The organism is Streptomyces sp. NPDC043878 (genome assembly GCF_056435735.1).
In genome coordinates this window covers 33,232-50,081 of the sequence record NZ_JBWKDW010000002.1, presented here as the reverse complement: position 1 = coordinate 50,081, position 16,850 = coordinate 33,232, and the positions used below count along the sequence as shown (strand labels likewise).

At 71.1% G+C, this 16,850-nt stretch carries 13 protein-coding genes and 4 tRNA genes; 7 read left to right on the top strand and 10 right to left on the bottom strand.

Going from position 1 to position 16,850, the window contains the following annotated elements; all coding sequences use genetic code 11:
* Positions 1-9: 9 nt before the first annotated feature.
* The 4 genes from AC07AZ_RS03855 (at position 10) to purM (ending at position 4,415) form a co-directional block, all read left to right on the top strand.
* Positions 10-807, top strand: a complete 798-nt coding sequence (locus AC07AZ_RS03855; RefSeq protein WP_478843516.1) for a maleylpyruvate isomerase family mycothiol-dependent enzyme — start codon at positions 10-12, stop codon at positions 805-807.
* A 100-nt stretch (positions 808-907) separates the two neighbouring features.
* Positions 908-1,666 (top strand): META domain-containing protein, encoded by a 759-nt coding sequence (locus AC07AZ_RS03850; RefSeq protein ID WP_478843514.1) that lies wholly within the window; start codon positions 908-910, stop codon positions 1,664-1,666.
* A gap of 73 nt (positions 1,667-1,739) precedes the next feature.
* A complete protein-coding gene (purF, locus tag AC07AZ_RS03845; protein WP_478843512.1) occupies positions 1,740-3,269 on the top strand; it encodes an amidophosphoribosyltransferase in 1,530 nt (509 codons plus the stop codon).
* Positions 3,270-3,314: 45 nt separating this feature from the next.
* Positions 3,315-4,415: a phosphoribosylformylglycinamidine cyclo-ligase gene (gene purM / locus AC07AZ_RS03840; RefSeq protein WP_478843510.1), complete on the top strand. Its 1,101-nt coding sequence runs from the start codon at positions 3,315-3,317 to the stop codon at positions 4,413-4,415.
* Between the two features lie 100 nt (positions 4,416-4,515).
* Here purM and AC07AZ_RS03835 read toward each other — a convergent pair whose 3' ends face one another.
* Both AC07AZ_RS03835 and AC07AZ_RS03830 read right to left on the bottom strand, forming a co-directional pair.
* Positions 4,516-4,767, bottom strand: a complete 252-nt coding sequence (locus AC07AZ_RS03835) for a DUF3073 domain-containing protein (protein WP_010985561.1) — start codon at positions 4,765-4,767, stop codon at positions 4,516-4,518.
* A 287-nt stretch (positions 4,768-5,054) separates the two neighbouring features.
* Positions 5,055-6,149, bottom strand: a complete 1,095-nt coding sequence (locus tag AC07AZ_RS03830) for a Leu/Phe/Val dehydrogenase (RefSeq protein ID WP_478843508.1) — start codon at positions 6,147-6,149, stop codon at positions 5,055-5,057.
* Positions 6,150-6,372: 223 nt separating this feature from the next.
* Between AC07AZ_RS03830 and AC07AZ_RS03825 the strand changes: the two genes are divergently transcribed.
* Positions 6,373-7,224 (top strand): DUF8083 family protein, encoded by an 852-nt coding sequence (locus AC07AZ_RS03825; RefSeq protein ID WP_478843506.1) that lies wholly within the window; start codon positions 6,373-6,375, stop codon positions 7,222-7,224.
* Positions 7,225-7,740: 516 nt separating this feature from the next.
* Positions 7,741-7,947, top strand: a complete 207-nt coding sequence (gene bldC, locus AC07AZ_RS03820; protein WP_003949541.1) for a developmental transcriptional regulator BldC — start codon at positions 7,741-7,743, stop codon at positions 7,945-7,947.
* A gap of 462 nt (positions 7,948-8,409) precedes the next feature.
* On the opposite strand, the gene AC07AZ_RS03815 is transcribed toward bldC, so the two are convergent.
* From AC07AZ_RS03815 to AC07AZ_RS03780, 8 genes are all read right to left on the bottom strand, one after another.
* Positions 8,410-8,601: a DUF6274 family protein gene (locus AC07AZ_RS03815; protein ID WP_478843504.1), complete on the bottom strand. Its 192-nt coding sequence runs from the start codon at positions 8,599-8,601 to the stop codon at positions 8,410-8,412.
* A 249-nt stretch (positions 8,602-8,850) separates the two neighbouring features.
* Positions 8,851-8,925: transfer RNA gene (locus tag AC07AZ_RS03810), tRNA-Asp, on the bottom strand.
* 94 nt (positions 8,926-9,019) lie between these two features.
* The gene (hrpA, locus tag AC07AZ_RS03805; protein ID WP_478843502.1) at positions 9,020-12,976 is read right to left on the bottom strand and encodes an ATP-dependent RNA helicase HrpA; all 3,957 of its coding nucleotides are present in this window, start codon (positions 12,974-12,976) and stop codon (positions 9,020-9,022) included.
* Between the two features lie 82 nt (positions 12,977-13,058).
* A complete protein-coding gene (locus AC07AZ_RS03800) occupies positions 13,059-13,538 on the bottom strand; it encodes a hypothetical protein (protein WP_478843500.1) in 480 nt (159 codons plus the stop codon).
* Positions 13,539-13,657: 119 nt separating this feature from the next.
* Positions 13,658-13,731: transfer RNA gene (locus AC07AZ_RS03795), tRNA-Phe, on the bottom strand.
* Between the two features lie 24 nt (positions 13,732-13,755).
* Positions 13,756-13,830, bottom strand: a tRNA-Asp gene (locus tag AC07AZ_RS03790).
* Positions 13,831-13,870: 40 nt separating this feature from the next.
* Positions 13,871-13,943 (bottom strand) — tRNA-Glu (locus AC07AZ_RS03785).
* Positions 13,944-14,023: 80 nt separating this feature from the next.
* Positions 14,024-15,628 (bottom strand): metallophosphoesterase family protein, encoded by a 1,605-nt coding sequence (locus AC07AZ_RS03780; protein WP_478843498.1) that lies wholly within the window; start codon positions 15,626-15,628, stop codon positions 14,024-14,026.
* A gap of 108 nt (positions 15,629-15,736) precedes the next feature.
* On the opposite strand from AC07AZ_RS03780, the gene AC07AZ_RS03775 reads away from it, so the two are divergent.
* Positions 15,737-16,087: a metallopeptidase family protein gene (locus tag AC07AZ_RS03775; protein WP_356031301.1), complete on the top strand. Its 351-nt coding sequence runs from the start codon at positions 15,737-15,739 to the stop codon at positions 16,085-16,087.
* Positions 16,088-16,850: the final 763 nt, after the last annotated feature.

Genomic DNA, 16,850 nt, shown 5'->3' with positions numbered 1-16,850 from the left:
CTCACCGCCATGCCCCCGGCCAAGAAGCGCGCCCGCGCCTACGCCCCCGCCAAGATCCGTGCCGCCGTGCTCGCCCAGTTCGGGAACGTCCGCGCGGCCGTCCGCACCCTCACCCCCGACCAGCTGGCGCTGCCCACCCGCCTCGCGGGCTGGACCGTGCGGGACCTGGCGGCGCACGTGACGATGGCCGTGGAGACCGTGAGCCGCGACCTCGACCGGGAGGCACCTCCGAAGGCCGAACTCACCCTGGTGGAATGGCCGTTCGCCACCGGGGCCCGGGCCGCGGACATCGACGGCGGCACCCGTGAACTGGCCGCCGCCCACCCCGACCTCGACGCGCTGTACGAAGGCGCCGGGCAACGGCTCGCCGAGCGCCTGGCCGACGCCCCGGACACCCGGCTCCTCGCCGCCCGCACCGGCGCCATGACCCTGGCCGACTACCTGGTCACCCGTACCGTCGAACTCGTCGCCCACACCGACGACCTCAACGCCGCCGTGCCCGGCCTCGACATCCCGCAGGACCGCCAGGCCCTGGCCGCCTGCACCCGGCTGCTGGCCGACGCCCTCGCCGCCAGGGCACCCGGCGGCTCGACGGAGGTGCGGATTCCGCCGTACGCCGTCGTGCAGTGCGTGGAGGGTCCCCGGCACACCCGCGGCACCCCGCCCAACGTGGTGGAGACCGACCCGCTGACCTGGGTCCGGCTGGCCACCGGGCGGCTGGCGTGGCGGGACGCGGTGGCGGACGGCTCGGTCCGGGCGAGCGGGGAACGGGCGGACCTGGCCGGACTGCTGCCGCTGATGGGGTGACACGGGGGAACCGGTCCTCCGGGCGGCCCGTCGAACAGCCATGGACACGCACACGGACAAGGAGCGATCGAACCCCTCCGGACACCGGCGGCGCCCTGCGATGACGGCGACCGCCCTGGCCGCCCTCCTCCCGCTCGCCGCCGCGTGCGGCAGCCAGCGGGCCGGCGACAGCGGCAGCGCCTCCGCCGAGGCCGGTCCCCCCGTCACCGGCGTCCACTGGGCCGTCGACGAACTCACCGTGAACGGCCGCACCAGCCGCGCACCGGCCAGGGCCTATCTGCGGATCGCCGAGAACGGCCGGGTCAAGGGCAACCTGGGCTGCAACGGCTTCACCTCCACGGCCGCCTTCACGGGCGACCGGCTCTCCCTCGGCCCCATCGAGTCGACCGCCATGGCCTGCGAGGACGTCCCCCTGGCCTTCGAACGCGGCCTCACCACCGCCCTCGCCGCCCACCCCCTCACCCCGCGGGTCACCGGCGACCGGCTCACGCTGACCACCGCCGACGGCGACCGCGTCACCCTCACCGGGCGGGCCGCCGCCCCGCTCGACGGCACGACCTGGGTCATCACGTCCCCCGACACGGACGGCCGTGCCCACCTCGTCTTCGACGAGAAGGGCGGAAAGGTCTCCGGCAACCTCGGCTGCAACAAGGTGAACGCCACGGCGGCGGTCCGCGAGGGACATATCACCCTCGGCGCCCCGTCCACGACCCGAATGATGTGCGAAGCCTCACTCATGACGTCGGAGAGAAGGCTCCTGCGGCTCTTCGGCGCGACGGTGTCCTCCACGCTCGGTCACGACAGCCTCGCGCTGACCAGCAAGAACGCCGGGACGGTCCGCGCGGTCGCCGACCGCTGACACCTGCCCGCAGTCCGTTTTGGGACCATTCCCCAATTCGGACCAGTGGTCGATCTCGCCTACACTCGGTGGCGTGCCACGTGGTGACGGTCGACTCAGTCATGATCTGCTCCCCGGCGAGAAAGGCCCCCAGGACGCTTGCGGCGTCTTCGGTGTCTGGGCTCCCGGCGAAGAGGTCGCCAAGCTCACTTACTTCGGGCTCTACGCCCTCCAGCATCGGGGCCAGGAATCCGCGGGGATCGCGGTCAGCAACGGCTCGCAGATCCTCGTCTTCAAGGACATGGGCCTCGTCTCCCAGGTCTTCGACGAGACCTCGCTCGGTTCGCTCCAGGGTCACATCGCGGTCGGTCACGCCCGCTACTCGACCACCGGCGCCTCCGTGTGGGAGAACGCCCAGCCGACGTTCCGGGCCACCGCGCACGGTTCCATCGCGCTCGGCCACAACGGCAACCTGGTCAACACGGCGCAGCTCGCCGAGATGGTCGCCGACCTCCCCAAGGACACCAACGGCCGGTCCACCCGCATCGCGGCCACCAACGACACCGACCTGCTGACCGCGCTCCTCGCGGCCCAGGTCGACGACGACGGCAAGCCGCTGACCATCGAGGAGGCGTCCGCCCGGATCCTCCCCCAGGTACAGGGCGCGTTCTCGCTCGTCTTCATGGACGAGCACACCCTCTACGCCGCCCGCGACCCGCAGGGCATCCGCCCGCTGGTCCTCGGCCGGCTGGAGCGCGGCTGGGTCGTCGCCTCCGAGTCCGCCGCCCTCGACATCTGCGGCGCCGCCTACGTCCGCGAGATCGAGCCGGGCGAGTTCGTCGCGATCGACGAGAACGGCCTGCGCACCTCCCGCTTCGCGGAAGCGAAGCCCAAGGGCTGTGTCTTCGAGTACGTCTACCTGGCCCGCCCGGACACCGACATCGCCGGCCGGAACGTGTACCTCTCCCGTGTGGAGATGGGCCGCAAACTCGCCAAGGAAGCCCCGGTCGAGGCCGACCTGGTGATAGCGACTCCGGAGTCCGGCACCCCCGCGGCCATCGGTTACGCGGAGGCGTCCGGCATCCCGTTCGGCGCCGGACTGGTCAAGAACGCCTACGTCGGCCGTACGTTCATCCAGCCCTCGCAGACCATCCGCCAGCTGGGCATCCGGCTGAAGCTGAACCCGCTGAAGGAAGTCATCAAGGGCAAGCGCCTGGTCGTCGTCGACGACTCGATCGTGCGTGGCAACACCCAGCGGGCCCTGGTGCGGATGCTCCGCGAGGCAGGGGCGGCCGAGGTCCACATCCGGATCTCCTCCCCGCCGGTCAAGTGGCCCTGCTTCTTCGGCATCGACTTCGCCACCCGCGCGGAGCTCATCGCCAACGGCATGACGATCGACGAGATCGGCACCTCGCTGGGCGCCGACTCGCTCTCGTACATCTCCATCGACGGCATGATCGAGGCGACCACCATCGCCAAGCCGAACCTGTGCCGCGCCTGCTTCGACGGCGAGTACCCGATGGAGCTCCCGGACCCCGAGCTGCTCGGCAAGCAGCTCCTGGAGACCGAGCTGGCCGCCGGGCCCGCCGCCACGGCCGCGGCCGACGCGATCCGTCGCCCGTAAGCGCGCCGCGAAGCCCCGTTTCACCAACCCGAAAGATCCCAGGCAATGTCTTCTGCGTCTGATCAGTCCGTTCCGGTGACGGGCGGTGTTCCCGGTGCCTCCTACGCGGCTGCCGGCGTCGACATCGAGGCGGGCGACCGCGCCGTCGAGCTGATGAAGGAGTGGGTGAGGAAGACGCAGCGCCCCGAGGTCCTCGGCGGCCTCGGCGGTTTCGCCGGCCTCTTCGACGCCTCGGCCCTCAAGCGCTACGAGCGCCCGCTGCTGGCCTCCGCCACGGACGGCGTCGGCACGAAGGTGGACATCGCCCGCCGGCTGGGCGTCTACGACACCATCGGCCACGACCTGGTCGCCATGGTCATGGACGACATCGTGGTGTGCGGCGCCGAGCCGCTGTTCATGACCGACTACATCTGCGTCGGCAAGGTCCACCCCGAGCGGGTCGCCGCCATCGTCAAGGGCATCGCCGAGGGCTGTGTCCTGGCCGGCTGCGCCCTGGTGGGCGGCGAGACCGCCGAGCACCCCGGCCTGCTGGGCCCGGACGACTTCGACGTCGCCGGCGCCGGCACGGGCGTCGTGGAGGCCGACCGGCTGCTCGGCGCGGATCGCATCCGTACGGGTGACGCGGTCGTCGCCATGGCCGCCTCCGGTCTTCACTCGAACGGGTACTCGCTCGTCCGGCACGTCCTGCTGGACCAGGCCGGTTTGGCCCTGGACGCGCACATCGAGGAGTTCGGCCGCACCCTCGGCGAGGAACTGCTGGAGCCGACGAAGATCTACTCGCTCGACTGCCTGGCCCTGACCCGCACGACCGACGTGCACGCCTACAGCCACGTCACCGGCGGCGGCCTCGCGGCCAACCTGGCCCGCGTGATCCCGGACGGCCTGCACGCCGTCGTGGACCGCTCCACGTGGACCCCTGGCCCCGTGTTCGACCTCGTGGGGCGCACGGGCCGGGTCGAGCGCCTGGAGCTGGAGAAGACACTGAACATGGGCGTCGGCATGATCGCGATCGTGCCCGGGGAGTCGGCGGACGTGGCGCTGGCGACACTCGCCGACCGCGGGGTCGAGGCCTGGGTCGCCGGTGAGATCACCGAGCGCGGCGACCACGGGACGGGCGCCGAACTGGTCGGCGACTACGCCGTGTAGGACCGCGGGGCAGCACAAAACCCGGTCCGGCGCTGCTGCCCTGGACCGGGTGAAGTGCGGTTACTGCGAGAACCGCGGGACACGCCGAACGCGCACTGCGTCAAGCGCCGCGACGTTGAGACGTCGGACCGGACTCGTCGTCCTCGTCCTCGTCGTCGTTGTACAGATCCGCGTACTGTGCGTACGGGTCGTCTTCTTCGTCGTCGTCCTCGAACGGCTCGCCATTCGGCGGCTGACTCGAAGTCGAAGCGCCCAGCTCATTGGCCAGACGCGAGAGGTCAGTCCCGCCGCTGCTGTACTTCAGCTGGCGGGCGACCTTCGTCTGCTTGGCCTTTGCCCGGCCGCGCCCCATGGCTCGACCCCCTCGGATACGGGGCTCGACGGCCCCAGAGTCTTGACACGCGTTCATGATCTGGAACGGGCTCTCCGTGGAGAGACCGGTCCGTAGGGCTTCCACGGTACCTGAGCCCGCGCCCATACGGTACGTCGCCCACCGGACGTGCCCGGTCCCAGAGCCAGAGGGGTGCCCTTTCCCCGCTGGTCAACCGCGATTTTAACCACTTATCGGCGGGCGACCCGCCGACGGACGTGAGAGTTCTCTCCAAGTGCCCGCCGGCGGGCACCGGTCAGCGGTGCGGATCAGCCCGCCCGGCGGCCCTCCGCCATCCGCTGCTCGGCGATCCGGTCGGCCGCCGCGGCCGGCGGAATCCCGTCCGACTTCGCACGTGCGAAGATCGCCAGTGTGGTGTCGAAGATCTTCGCCGCCTTCGCCCTGCACCGCTCGAAGTCGAAGCCGTGCAGCTCGTCGGCGACCTGGATGACACCGCCGGCGTTCACCACGTAGTCCGGCGCGTAGAGGATCCCGCGGTCGGCGAGGTCCTTCTCGACGCCCGCGTGGGCGAGCTGGTTGTTGGCCGCCCCGCAGACCACCCGGGCGGTCAGCACGGGCACGCTGGCGTCGCCGAGGGCGCCGCCGAGCGCGCAGGGCGCGTAGATGTCGAGCCCCTCGACCCGGATCAGCGCCTCGGTGTCGGCGACCACCGTCACGGACGGATGCCGGTCGGCGACACGCCGCACCGCCTCCTGCCGTACGTCGGTGATCACCACCCGCGCGCCCTCGCCCAGCAGGTGCTCGACCAGGTGGTGGCCGACCTTGCCGACGCCCGCGACGCCGACCGTGCGGCCGCGCAGCGACGGGTCGCCCCACAGGTGCTGGGCGCTGGCCCGCATGCCCTGGTAGACGCCGAAGGCGGTCAGCACGGACGAGTCGCCCGCGCCGCCGTTCTCCGGGGAGCGGCCCGTCGTCCAGCGGCACTCGCGCGCCACGACGTCCATGTCGGCGACGTACGTGCCGACGTCGCAGGCGGTGACGTAGCGCCCGCCGAGCGAGGCGACGCACCGGCCGTAGGCGAGGAGCAGCTCCTCGGTCTTGTCCCGGTCCGGGTCGCCGATGATCACGGCCTTGCCGCCGCCGTGGTCGAGACCGGCCATGGCGTTCTTGTACGACATCCCGCGGGCGAGGTTCAGCGCGTCGGCGACGGCCTCCTGCTCACTCGCGTACGGGTAGAAGCGCGTACCGCCGAGCGCGGGGCCCAGCGCGGTGGAGTGGACGGCGATGACGGCCTTGAGTCCGCTGGCGCGGTCCTGACAGAGCACGACTTGCTCATGACCCCCCTGGTCCGAGTGGAACAGGGTGTGCAGTACATCAGCAGGCGCGCCGGTTACGTCGGTCACTGTGGTGACTCCCGGATAAGTAGCGGCGGTTGGACACGGGCTCCCGTACGGGTGGCGGGACCTGTGGCCATGAGATTAGGCCCTGGGTGCGCCCGCCGACCGCCCCGTGGTCAGGATCACCCGTCGGCGGCGTACGGCCGTGCGACGATTTGCATGGATTTACCGCGCGTTCGTCGTAGGGTCCGGCAGGTTTTCCCGGTGGTGGGAGGGGGAGGGAGCAGGCGTGCCCAAGGTGTCCTCGGTGATCGTCCCGTACGCGACCTATCTGCGCGTGTACGAACCGCTGGCCGCCTTCCCGGAAGCCGAGCGCGCCCACTGGGAGCGCTACGCCCGCCGCACCGACCGTCCCTCCTACCAGGACGAGCTGCGCCGCTCCCTGACCGACCTGCTGCCCACCCCGCCCGTCCCCGTGCCGGTGCACGAGAGCGGCGACGCGTTCGTGACCGAGGTCGACGGCGTGGTGTGCGTGTGCCCCTGGCGGACCCGGCTGCGCGGCTGGCAGGCCCTGGGCGAGCTCGGCGGGGAGCTTCCGCCGCCGGTGCTGGACGCGGTGCTGCCCCCGGTGGTGCGCGGCCAGGCCGCCAAGGACTACGAGCGCTGGCTGATCCGCAACCCGGACGCCCGTCCCTGGATCCGTACGGCGACCTGGCAGGTGCCCCTGCACTGGTTCGTGCTGGTCTCCGACGAGGAGCGGGAGCTCGGCAAGGGCTCGGACGACGGGGACGGCGACGCGCCGGTGCTGCGCTACCGGACACCCATGGTGCAGGCCCGGCGGCGGGTGGCGCGGGCGCTGCGGACGCTGCGGGAGACCCTCGACGAGGGACCGCTGATCGACGGCCTGGTCGACGTCGGACGCTGGCTGGAGGAGTTCCACCCGCGCTCGCTGGTGGAGCTGGACTACGGCGGCCTGGTGCACGTGCTGCCGGCCGGCGAGCTGGCCGGGGACCACTCGGCGGCGGACGTGGCCGAGGGCGTCGAGGCGCTGCGGCAGGGCGACGGGGCGGCCGCGGGCGAGGCGTACGGGCGGCTGGTGGAGCGGTGGCGTTCGGTGCGGGACCGCCGGTCTGCGAACTGACGTTTGACCTGACGCCCGTTTTGGGGTTTCGTCTCGCACCGGGGTTCCGATTCCTGAGGTTTCGTCAACAAGGGGCGTAGGTCCCGTACCGGGCGATTGTCGGCAAGCGTGACGGACCGCACGTACGCGGCCCTTGCGCAGCTTGCCCCCCCTCATGCCAAAATAGGACAAGGAGTCCGGGGGAGACTCCGTCTGCCCATGTATGGGTGGAATCTCAGCATTGCACGCTATGGGGGGTCTGATGACTCCCGATCGCCCCTGTGACTGATCGTCACAGGGGCGTGACTGTCCGCTATGGCATGGTCCATCGGCTTCCGTCGCTGATGAACACCTGGGAGGGCAATTCCATCGGTTTGGCCGACGAGGCTGGACGGATGGTGTAGTTGTAGTGCCGAGGACAAGCCGTTCGTCCTATAACCGACTCGACTCGCGTCCGCCATTTCGGGCAACGCGGGTCAAGGTGCAGAATTTAGAGGAAAGAACCGAGATGGTTCGGTTCTCCCGAGGAGGCCGCTCATGACCGCTCGCACCCCTGATGCCGAGCCGCTGCTGACCCCGGCTGAGGTCGCCACCATGTTCCGCGTCGACCCCAAGACGGTCACGCGGTGGGCGAAGGCCGGCAAGCTGACTTCGATTCGCACGCTCGGCGGTCACCGCCGGTACCGCGAGGCCGAAGTCCGCGCTCTGCTCGCGGGCATCCCGCAGCAGCGCAGCGAAGCCTGAACAACTGAATAACCGGACGAACCGGCAGGTCCCCCCACTTGTCGACCCGTTCGGGACCACAGCTCCAAGCGACGCGGGTCCTGCCCCAACAGGCTCCACGCCCAAGCACTTCCACGCTTTGTGAGCAACACACAGGGTGCGTCGTAGATCGCGCTGGACTCCGCCGGGTCCAGCGCGATCTTTTTTGTGCGCGATGAGGGCCGGTGCGGGGGGTCTGTGAGCGCCCTTGTCGGAGTCTGGGGAGGGGTGTCGGATCTCCTGTGGGGAACGCCTGCGGACTGGTGCAATTGCACATATTAAATTGACCAGTTGTAGGTGAGGCGTAAGTACCGCACTTTCAAAAACTCATGCGGTGACACCCGTCACACGGCAGGCTGCTTGTTGCCCCGGGGCGGGTGCGCTAAAGGAGGACCCTCTTTCCCAGCTCCCCACCGCGCGGCGGGTGTTGGGCGCGGGCGGCGCTCACGCGGTGGCCGCGCTCTCGTCCTCCGCGGCCTCCCGGGGGGCCTGTGCGCCCCGTGGCCCGGAGTCCAGGGCCAGTCGCAGCAGGCGGTGGCAGATCGTGCAGTGGCGCGTCAGATGGCCGTAGGAGGAGGCAGCCGACAGATGCGCGCGGAGCAGTGCCCGCGTCTCGTGCCTGACCGACTCAGCCATGCGCCACCTCCGGGGCCGTACGGGAACGAACGGGCCCTGGTCCCTGGTTACCGAGCGAACGGGACGGCGTCAAGACGGCCTGGGGCCCCAGAGGCGTCTTCCGGGCTCCGGGAGCGCCCCGCGGGCCGGAGGGAAGGCGTCACGGCCGGCACCGCAACCACGGGGCCGCGGACGGGCCGGGGCATCGGCCGCGGACGGGCCGGGACACGAAGAAGGCCCGCCCCTTGCGGGACGGGCCTTCCTGCACTGCGGTCCTGACGGGATTTGAACCCGCGGCCTCCACCTTGACAGGGTGGCGAGCACTCCAAACTGCTCCACAGGACCAGGTTTCGCGGCACTTGATGTTGCGCTGTGCTGCGAGAAGAGACTGTACAGGAGGGGGAGCCCCCGGTCGAACTCACCCAGGGTGGGGGCGCTGTTACGGGACAGCCGCGTCGATCGCCTTCACGATCCGCTTGTCGGAGACGGGGTACGCCGTGCCCAGCGCGTGGGCGAAATAGCTGACCCGCAGCTCCTCGATCATCCAGCGGATGTCCAGCACCGCCGCAGGGACCGGGCGGCCCTGGGGCATCTGCTCCAGCAGCCACGCGTACTCGTCCTGCATCTCGTGGACCTTCTCCATGCGGCTGGTGTCCCGCTGGGCGTTGGCCGGCATCTGCTGGAGCCGGCGGTCCGCGGCCACGAGGTAGCGCATCAGGTCCGGCAGCCGGCGCAGCCCCGTCCCCGTCACGAAGCCCGGCTTCACCAGGGCGTCCAACTGCGTGCGGACGTCCGTGAGGTTCGCCAGCAGCGAGGGGCTGCGGACGGCCTTCAGACGGCGCTCACAGGCCTGCCAGGCGGCCAGCACCTGCTGCACCTGCCCCACCGTACGGACCGTGGTGTCGACGATCTCCGCGCGCACCTTGTCGAACAGCTTGCGGTACGACTCCTCGTCCCACGCCGGGCCGCCGAAGTCACCGATCAGCCGGTCCGCCGCTGCGGTCGCGCAGTCGTCGAACAGGGCCTGCACGGAACCGTGCGGATTCGCGGACAGGGCGAGCTTCTGGGCGTTCGTCAGCCGGTCGGACGCGAACTTCCCCGGGTTGACCGGAATGTTGCGCAGGATCAGCCGCCGGGTGCCCTTCCACATGGCCTCGGTCTGCTCGGCCTCCGTGTCGAAGAGCCGTACGGACACCGTGTCGCCGTCGTCGACGAGCGCCGGGTACGCCCGCACCGGCTGGCCGGCCCGGCGGGTCTCGAAGACGCGGGTCAGGGAGCCGATCGTCCAGTCCGTCAGCCCCGCACGCTCCAGGGACTCGCCGCCCTGCCGTTCCGCCGTGGCCGCCGCGGCCTGGGAGAGCGCCTGGCGGGCCTTCGGCTTCAGCCTGATCTTCAGCGTCTCCAGGTCCTTGTCCTCGGCGAGCGCGCGGCGCCGCTCGTCGACGATCCGGAAGGTGACGCGCAGATGCTCGGGGACCTTCGACCAGTCGAAGTCGTCGGCCTCGAAGGGGACACCGACCATCCGCTTCAGCTCGCGCGCCATGGTCACCGTCAGCGGTTCCTGGAGCGGCACCGACCGCTCCAGGAAACGTTTCGCGAAGTTCGGCGCCGGCACGTAGTGGCGGCGGATCGGCTTCGGCAGCGAGCGGATCAGCTCCGTGACGACCTCTTCCCGCAGGCCGGGGATCTGCCAGTCGAAGCCCTCGTCTGCGACCTGGTTGAGGACCTGGAGCGGGATGTGGACGGTGACACCGTCCGCGTCCGCGCCGGGCTCGAACTGGTAGGTCACCCGGAACTTCAGCGGGCCCTGCCGCCAGGTGTCGGGATAGTCCGCCTTGGTGACCGCCTCCGCGGACTCGCGGATGAGCATCTCCCGCTCGAAGTCGAGGAGGTCCGGCTGCTCGTGCCGCTTGTGCTTCCACCACGAGTCGAAGTGGGCGCCCGACACGACGTGGTCGGGCACCCGCTGGTCGTAGAAGTCGAACAGCGTCTCGTCGTCGACCACGATGTCCCGGCGCCGCGCCCGGTGCTCCAGCTCCTCGACCTCGCTGAGGAGCCGGCGGTTGTCGGCGTAGAACTTGTGGTGGGTGCGCCAGTCGCCCTCGACGAGCGCGTTGCGCAGGAACAGCTCGCGGCTGGTCTCCGGGTCGATCCGGCCGTAGTTCACCTTCCGCTGGGCGATGATCGGGACGCCGTAGAGCGTCACCTTCTCGAACGCCATCACCGCCGCCTCGTCCTTCTCCCAGTGCGGCTCGCTGTACGTGCGCTTCAGGAGGTGCCCGGCCAGCGGCTCCACCCACTCGGGCTCGATCCTGGCGTTGACGCGGGCCCAGAGCCGGGACGTCTCGACCAGCTCCGCCGACATCACGAACCGCGGGGGCTTCTTGAAGAGCGCCGAACCCGGGAAGATCGCGAACTTGGCGCCGCGGGCCCCGAGATAGTCGTTCTTCGCGCCCTCCTTCACGTCCTTCATGCCGACGTGCGACAGCAGGCCGGCCAGCAGCGAGACGTGGACGCGGTCCGCCGGGGCGTCCTCCTCCGTGAGGTGGATGCCCATCTGCTTGGCGACGGTCCGCAACTGCGAGTAGATGTCCTGCCATTCGCGAATGCGCAGGAAGTTCAGGTACTCCTGCTTGCACATCCGCCGGAACGACGAGGAGCCGCGCTCCTTCTGCTGCTCGCGGACGTACCGCCAGAGGTTGAGGTAGGCGAGGAAGTCACTCGTCTCGTCCCGGAAGCGGGCGTGCTGCTGGTCGGCCTGCGTCTGCTTGTCGGCGGGCCGCTCTCGCGGGTCCTGGATCGACAGCGCCGCCGCTATGACCATGACCTCGCGCACACAGCCGTTCTTGTCGGCCTCCAGGACCATCCGGGCCAGCCGGGGGTCGACGGGCAGCTGGGCCAGCTTGCGTCCGGTGTCGGTGAGCCGCTTGCGCGTGTCCTTCTGCGCCGGGTCCAACGCGCCCAGTTCCTGGAGGAGTTGGACGCCGTCGCGGATGTTGCGGTGGTCCGGCGGGTCGATGAACGGGAACTTCTCGATGTCGCCGAGGCCGGCCGCCGTCATCTGCAGGATGACGGAGGCGAGGTTGGTGCGCAGGATCTCCGCGTCGGTGAACTCCGGACGGGCCAGGAAGTCGTCCTCGCTGTACAGCCGGATGCAGACACCGTCGCTCAGCCGGCCGCAGCGGCCCTTGCGCTGGTTGGCGCTCGCCTGGGAGATCGCCTCGATGGGCAGCCGCTGCACCTTGGTGCGATGGCTGTACCGGGAGATGCGGGCGAAGCCGGGGTCGATGACGTACTTGATGCCCGGGACGGTCAGCGAGGTCTCGGCCACGTTCGTCGCCAGCACGATCCGGCGGCCGGTGTGCGGCTGGAAGACGCGGTGCTGCTCGGCGTGCGACAGCCGGGCGTACAGCGGCAGCACCTCGGTGAAGCGGTACTGCTTCCTCGTCAGCGCGTCGGCCGTGTCCCTGATCTCCCGCTCACCGGAGAGGAAGACCAGGATGTCGCCCTTGCCCTCCCCCATCAGCTCCTCGACGGCGTCGGTGATCGCGGTGATCTGGTCGCGGTCGGCGTCTTCGCCCTCCTCCTCCAGGAGCGGCCGGTAGCGCACCTCGACCGGATAGGTCCGGCCGCTGACCTCGACGATCGGCGCCTCACCGAAATGCCGGGAGAACCGCTCGGGGTCGATGGTCGCGGAGGTGATGACGACCTTCAGGTCCGGCCGCCTGGGCAGCAGCTGGGCGAGATATCCGAGCAGGAAGTCGATGTTGAGGGACCGCTCGTGGGCCTCGTCGATGATGATCGTGTCGTAGGCGCGCAGCTCGCGGTCGGTCTGGATCTCGGCCAGCAGGATGCCGTCCGTCATGAGCTTGACGAAGGTGCCCTCCGGATTCACCTGGTCGGTGAACCGCACCTTCCAGCCGACGGCCTCGCCCAGCGGGGTGTCCAGCTCCTCCGCCACCCGCTCCGCGACGGTACGGGCCGCGATACGGCGGGGCTGGGTGTGGCCGATCATGCCGCGCACCCCGCGCCCCAGTTCGAGACAGATCTTGGGGATCTGCGTCGTCTTGCCCGACCCGGTCTCACCGGCGACGATGACGACCTGGTGATCACGGATGGCGGCCGCGATCTCGTCCTTCTTCTGGCTGACGGGCAGCTGCTCGGGGTAGCTCACGGCGGGCACCCGGGCGCGCCGCCGGCCCATCCGGGCCTCGCCCCGCTCGACCTCCGCCTCGATCTCGGCCAGCACGGCGGCACGGGCCTCTGGCTTACGGATCTTGCGCGCACCTTCGAGCCTGCGCCCGAGCCGCTGCGCGTCGCGCAGGGACAGCTCGGTCAGGCGAGGGGCGAGGGCGCCGAGGGCGGCCGGGGTTTCGGGGGCAGAGTGCGTAGACATACGCGATCCAGGATCTCATCCCGGGGAAATTCGTGGCGAACGCTTTTGTCCCGGGGTCCGGGACGCGCTCCCGGAAGGCGGCTCAGGGGCTGCGCGGGGCGGGCGGCGCGGGCGGCGGCGGCGCGGCGGCGGGGACCCCGGCGGCGTTGGGGGCGGGGGCGCGCTCGGCGGCGGCCACCGGTTCGGATGGCGTGGCGGGTGTGGAGGCCGGCGCCGGGCCGGATGCCATGGCGGGTGCGTCGGCGGGTGTGGCGGCCGGCGCCGGTTCGGGCGCCGGCGGGGGTGCCGCCTCCCGCCTGATGGCCTCGCCCAGCGCGATGGACCGGGCCGTGTTGGACACCGCCTTGATGCCGAGATAGGCCGTGGTCACGCCGCTCACCGCGGTGAACGCCCCGGTGACGACTCCGACGATCACCGCCTTGTCGCCGCCGAGCCGCCAGACCCCGAAGGCGGCCACCCCGGCGATGGCCAGGTTGCTCACCACCACCGCGATCAATCCGTACCGTGCCCGGACCTTCTCCAGTTCGACGTCCTGACCGGTTCCGGCCCTGTCCCGGCTCATCGTCTCCCCGCCCTCGACCCCTGTGCCGACCGGCCAGAACGTAGCGGTACGGGGGACCGCTGCCAAGCGGAACGCACGAAGACGAAGGCCCCGTCCACAGGGACGGGGCCTTCGGGATGTGGCTGGGGCCGGGGTCGAACCGGCGACCTATCGCTTTTCAGGCGATCGCTCGTACCAACTGAGCTACCCAGCCACGAGATCTCTCGCGAGATCTCAGCGGTCCTGACGGGATTTGAACCCGCGGCCTCCACCTTGACAGGGTGGCGAGCACTCCAAACTGCTCCACAGGACCAAGCTGTTGTGTGCGAAACACTCTCACACACCGTACTGCGTACCCCCAACGGGATTCGAACCCGTGCTACCGCCTTGAAAGGGCGGCGTCCTAGGCCGCTAGACGATGAGGGCTCTCGGCCCGCCTGCGCGCTTCTCAGCGCGTCGGGGACGTGAGAAGCATATGGGATGGCGGGAGGTATCGCCAAAACGGTTTACGGGGTCGCTCCGGAACGGCTGCGCGAGGGTGCGGCCGACGGCGTCCCCGACACGGTGGACGACGCCGTGGACGGTGTGGCCGGCGCTGTGGTGGGGGCTCCGGGCTGGTTCTCCTTCGGGAGGTGACGGCTGACCTCCGCCGTCGTCAGGCCCAGGCCGCCGAGTTTGATCTCGTCCCAGGCCTGGAGGCGGTGGGTGGCCCGGTCCAGGTAGAGGATCGACGCCTCGATCGGGTCGGGGTACCTGCCCTCGACCGCGCGCAGGCCGCTGCCGCCGGTCGAGCCCTCGACGCGCAGCCGGGTGCCCCTCTTGAGGATCTCCGTCTCCTCGTGGTGGAGGTGTCCGGACAGGACCAGCGGGACCTCGCCGTCCACCCGGCGGGCCGCCGACGGTTCGTGCACGACGGCCAGGTCCGCGGGGGTGCCGGCCGCGCGCTGGTCGCGCAGGGCGGCGGCCAGCCGGTCGCCCGCCAGTTCCTGGGTGGCGGCGGCGCCCGGCACGGTGGAGCGGTCCGGGGTGAACTGGGGGTCGCCGATGCCGGCGAAGCGCAGGCCGGCCACCGTCACGGCGCGGCCGTCGTCGAGGACGTGCACGTTCTTCACGCGCTTCAGATAGCGCTGGGTGGTGGGCGAGTCGTGGTTGCCGCGGACCCAGACGTAGGGGGCGCCGAGGTCCGCGACGGGGTCGAGGAAGCCGTTCTCGGCCGCCGAGCCGTGGTCCATGGTGTCGCCCGAGTCGACGATCACGTCGACCTTGTACTGCTCCACCAGCGAGCCGATGATCTTCCAGCTCGCCGGGTTCAGGTGGATGTCGGAGACGTGCAGGACGCGGATCGTGTTCGGGTCCGGCTGGTAGGCGGGCAGCGTGGAGGTGACGTCGTAGAGCTTGGTGACGTTGGTGACCAGGCGGGCCAGTTCCTTCTGGTAGACGTCGAACTCGGTGACGATGCTGCGCGCGTTGCCGACCAGGGAGGGCGCGGAGGACAGCAGGCCGGAGAACTTCGGTTCGAGGACGGACTCGGGGTTCCAGGTCGCGTAGGCGCAGACGCCGGAGGCGGTCAGCAGGGTCAGGGCGAGACCGCCGGCGGCGAGGGCGCGGCGGGGGCGGCGGTAGACGGCGAGACCGAGGCCGGTGGCGCCGGCGACCACCGCGACGCAGGAGCGCAGGGCCAGGTCGAGGGTGCCGTGCTCGACGTCCCGGCTGACCTCGTCCTGGAGGCCGGCGAGGCGTTCGGGGTGGTCGACGAGGGCCTGGGAGCGGACGGGGTCGAGCTGGTCGACGTTGACGTCGAGGCGGACGGGCGCGTGGTGGCTGTCCAGCTGGAGCGCGCCGAGCGGGGAGACGTTGATCTTCGTGCCGCCGGTGAGGGAGGGCCGCAAGGTCATGGTGGTGTTCATGGGGCCCACCGGAACCCGGACGTTGCCCACGACCAGCAGGCCCAGCCAGGCACCCACCACGACGACGGCGACCAGGCCGAACCCCCGCACCCAGGGGCGGGGCCGGGGGGCGAGTTCCAGGGCCGGAAGACGGTGGCGGCGGACGCGGGGGGACCTTCGCAGGGTGTGGAGGGCTTTCCGGGCGGCGACGGGGACGCGGAGCATTGGTCGCGTATGCCCAAGTCCGGGGGGCGCCATGCGGGCGGGCCGGTACGTCTCGCCGGGTGCCGTCTCGCCGGGTGCCGTCGCGGCGCGGTACCGGACAATGGGGTGGTGCTGGAGATGACGCGCGAGGAGTTCGAGGAACTGGTCGCCGAGGCGCTGGACCGGATTCCGCCGGAGTTGACGCGGTTGATGGACAACGTCGCGGTGTTCGTCGAGGACGAGCCCCCGGCCGACGACCCGGAGCTCCTCGGGCTGTACGAGGGGACTCCGCTCACCGACCGGGGGGAGTGGTACGCGGGTGTGCTGCCGGACCGGATCACGGTCTACCGGGGGCCGGCCCTGCGGATGTGCGGGACGCGGGAGGAGGTCGTCGCGGAGACGGAGGTGACCGTCGTGCACGAGATCGCCCACCACTTCGGGATCGACGACGCGCGGCTGCACGCCCTCGGGTACGGCTGAGCCCGCCGGCTCGGCCCCACGTAGGGCTGAGGCCGCCGGGACGCCCTCGGGTACGGCTGAGCCCGCTGAGCCCGCCGGGGCGGGCCGTGGCGCGAACGGGCCACTCGGAAAGCGGGGCGCGTGTCCTCTTGTGGGCGGCGGGAGTTGAACGGGTTGACTGCTTCACCCGCCCGCCTCCGGAGGTGGCTTCCGTGCCCCCCTTGTACGTTTCCGTTCGTCTGGCCGCCACGGTCGTGGCCGTCGCCGCCGCAGCCGGCTGCATGAGTGTGGGCGATGACGACGGAGGCGGGAGCGCGAAGCCGTCGCACTCCGCCGGGCGGCACGGCGCGGAGGCGCCCGGCGGCGGACGGGCCGGGCCGGGCGGGGCCGCGGGGTTCGGTGCGGCGGTGGCCGACGGCAAGCGGGGGAAGGCCAGGGCCGCGGGGAAGCCGGGAAAGTCCGCGTCCGCCTCGGTCTCGGCGCCCGCGGCCGCCGGCACGTCCCCCGCGGCGGCGGCGACGCCGGGCAGGCCCGTGCCGCCGGGGATGCCGTCACCGACGAGGGCGCAGCCCACTCCGACGTCTCCGGCGGAACCCGAGCCACAACCGTCCCCGCCGCCACCCCCGTCCGTCTCGGCGGAGCCGACCGTCGCCGAGCCCTCGTCGTCGGCGCACGAGGAGCCGGGGCCGCAGCTGGCGGACCGGCGGCCGGCACCGACCGCGGGCTCACCGGTCTGGGCCGGAGTGTGACCTGTGTCCCCCTGGCGGGCTCTGGTTTGCCTTGG

Excerpts from the sequence above, each read along its gene's own strand:
- AC07AZ_RS03855 (WP_478843516.1), top strand. The coding sequence starts at position 10 with ATGCCCCCGGCCAAGAAGCGCGCCCGCGCCTACGCCCCCGCCAAGATC.
- AC07AZ_RS03850 (WP_478843514.1), top strand. The coding sequence starts at position 908 with ATGACGGCGACCGCCCTGGCCGCCCTCCTCCCGCTCGCCGCCGCGTGC.
- purM (WP_478843510.1), top strand. The coding sequence starts at position 3,315 with ATGTCTTCTGCGTCTGATCAGTCCGTTCCGGTGACGGGCGGTGTTCCC.
- AC07AZ_RS03835 (WP_010985561.1), bottom strand. The coding sequence starts at position 4,767 with ATGGGGCGCGGCCGGGCAAAGGCCAAGCAGACGAAGGTCGCCCGCCAG.
- bldC (WP_003949541.1), top strand. The coding sequence starts at position 7,741 with ATGACCGCTCGCACCCCTGATGCCGAGCCGCTGCTGACCCCGGCTGAG.
- AC07AZ_RS03815 (WP_478843504.1), bottom strand. The coding sequence starts at position 8,601 with ATGGCTGAGTCGGTCAGGCACGAGACGCGGGCACTGCTCCGCGCGCAT.
- hrpA (WP_478843502.1), bottom strand. The coding sequence starts at position 12,976 with ATGTCTACGCACTCTGCCCCCGAAACCCCGGCCGCCCTCGGCGCCCTC.
- AC07AZ_RS03800 (WP_478843500.1), bottom strand. The coding sequence starts at position 13,538 with ATGAGCCGGGACAGGGCCGGAACCGGTCAGGACGTCGAACTGGAGAAG.
- AC07AZ_RS03780 (WP_478843498.1), bottom strand. The coding sequence starts at position 15,628 with ATGCTCCGCGTCCCCGTCGCCGCCCGGAAAGCCCTCCACACCCTGCGA.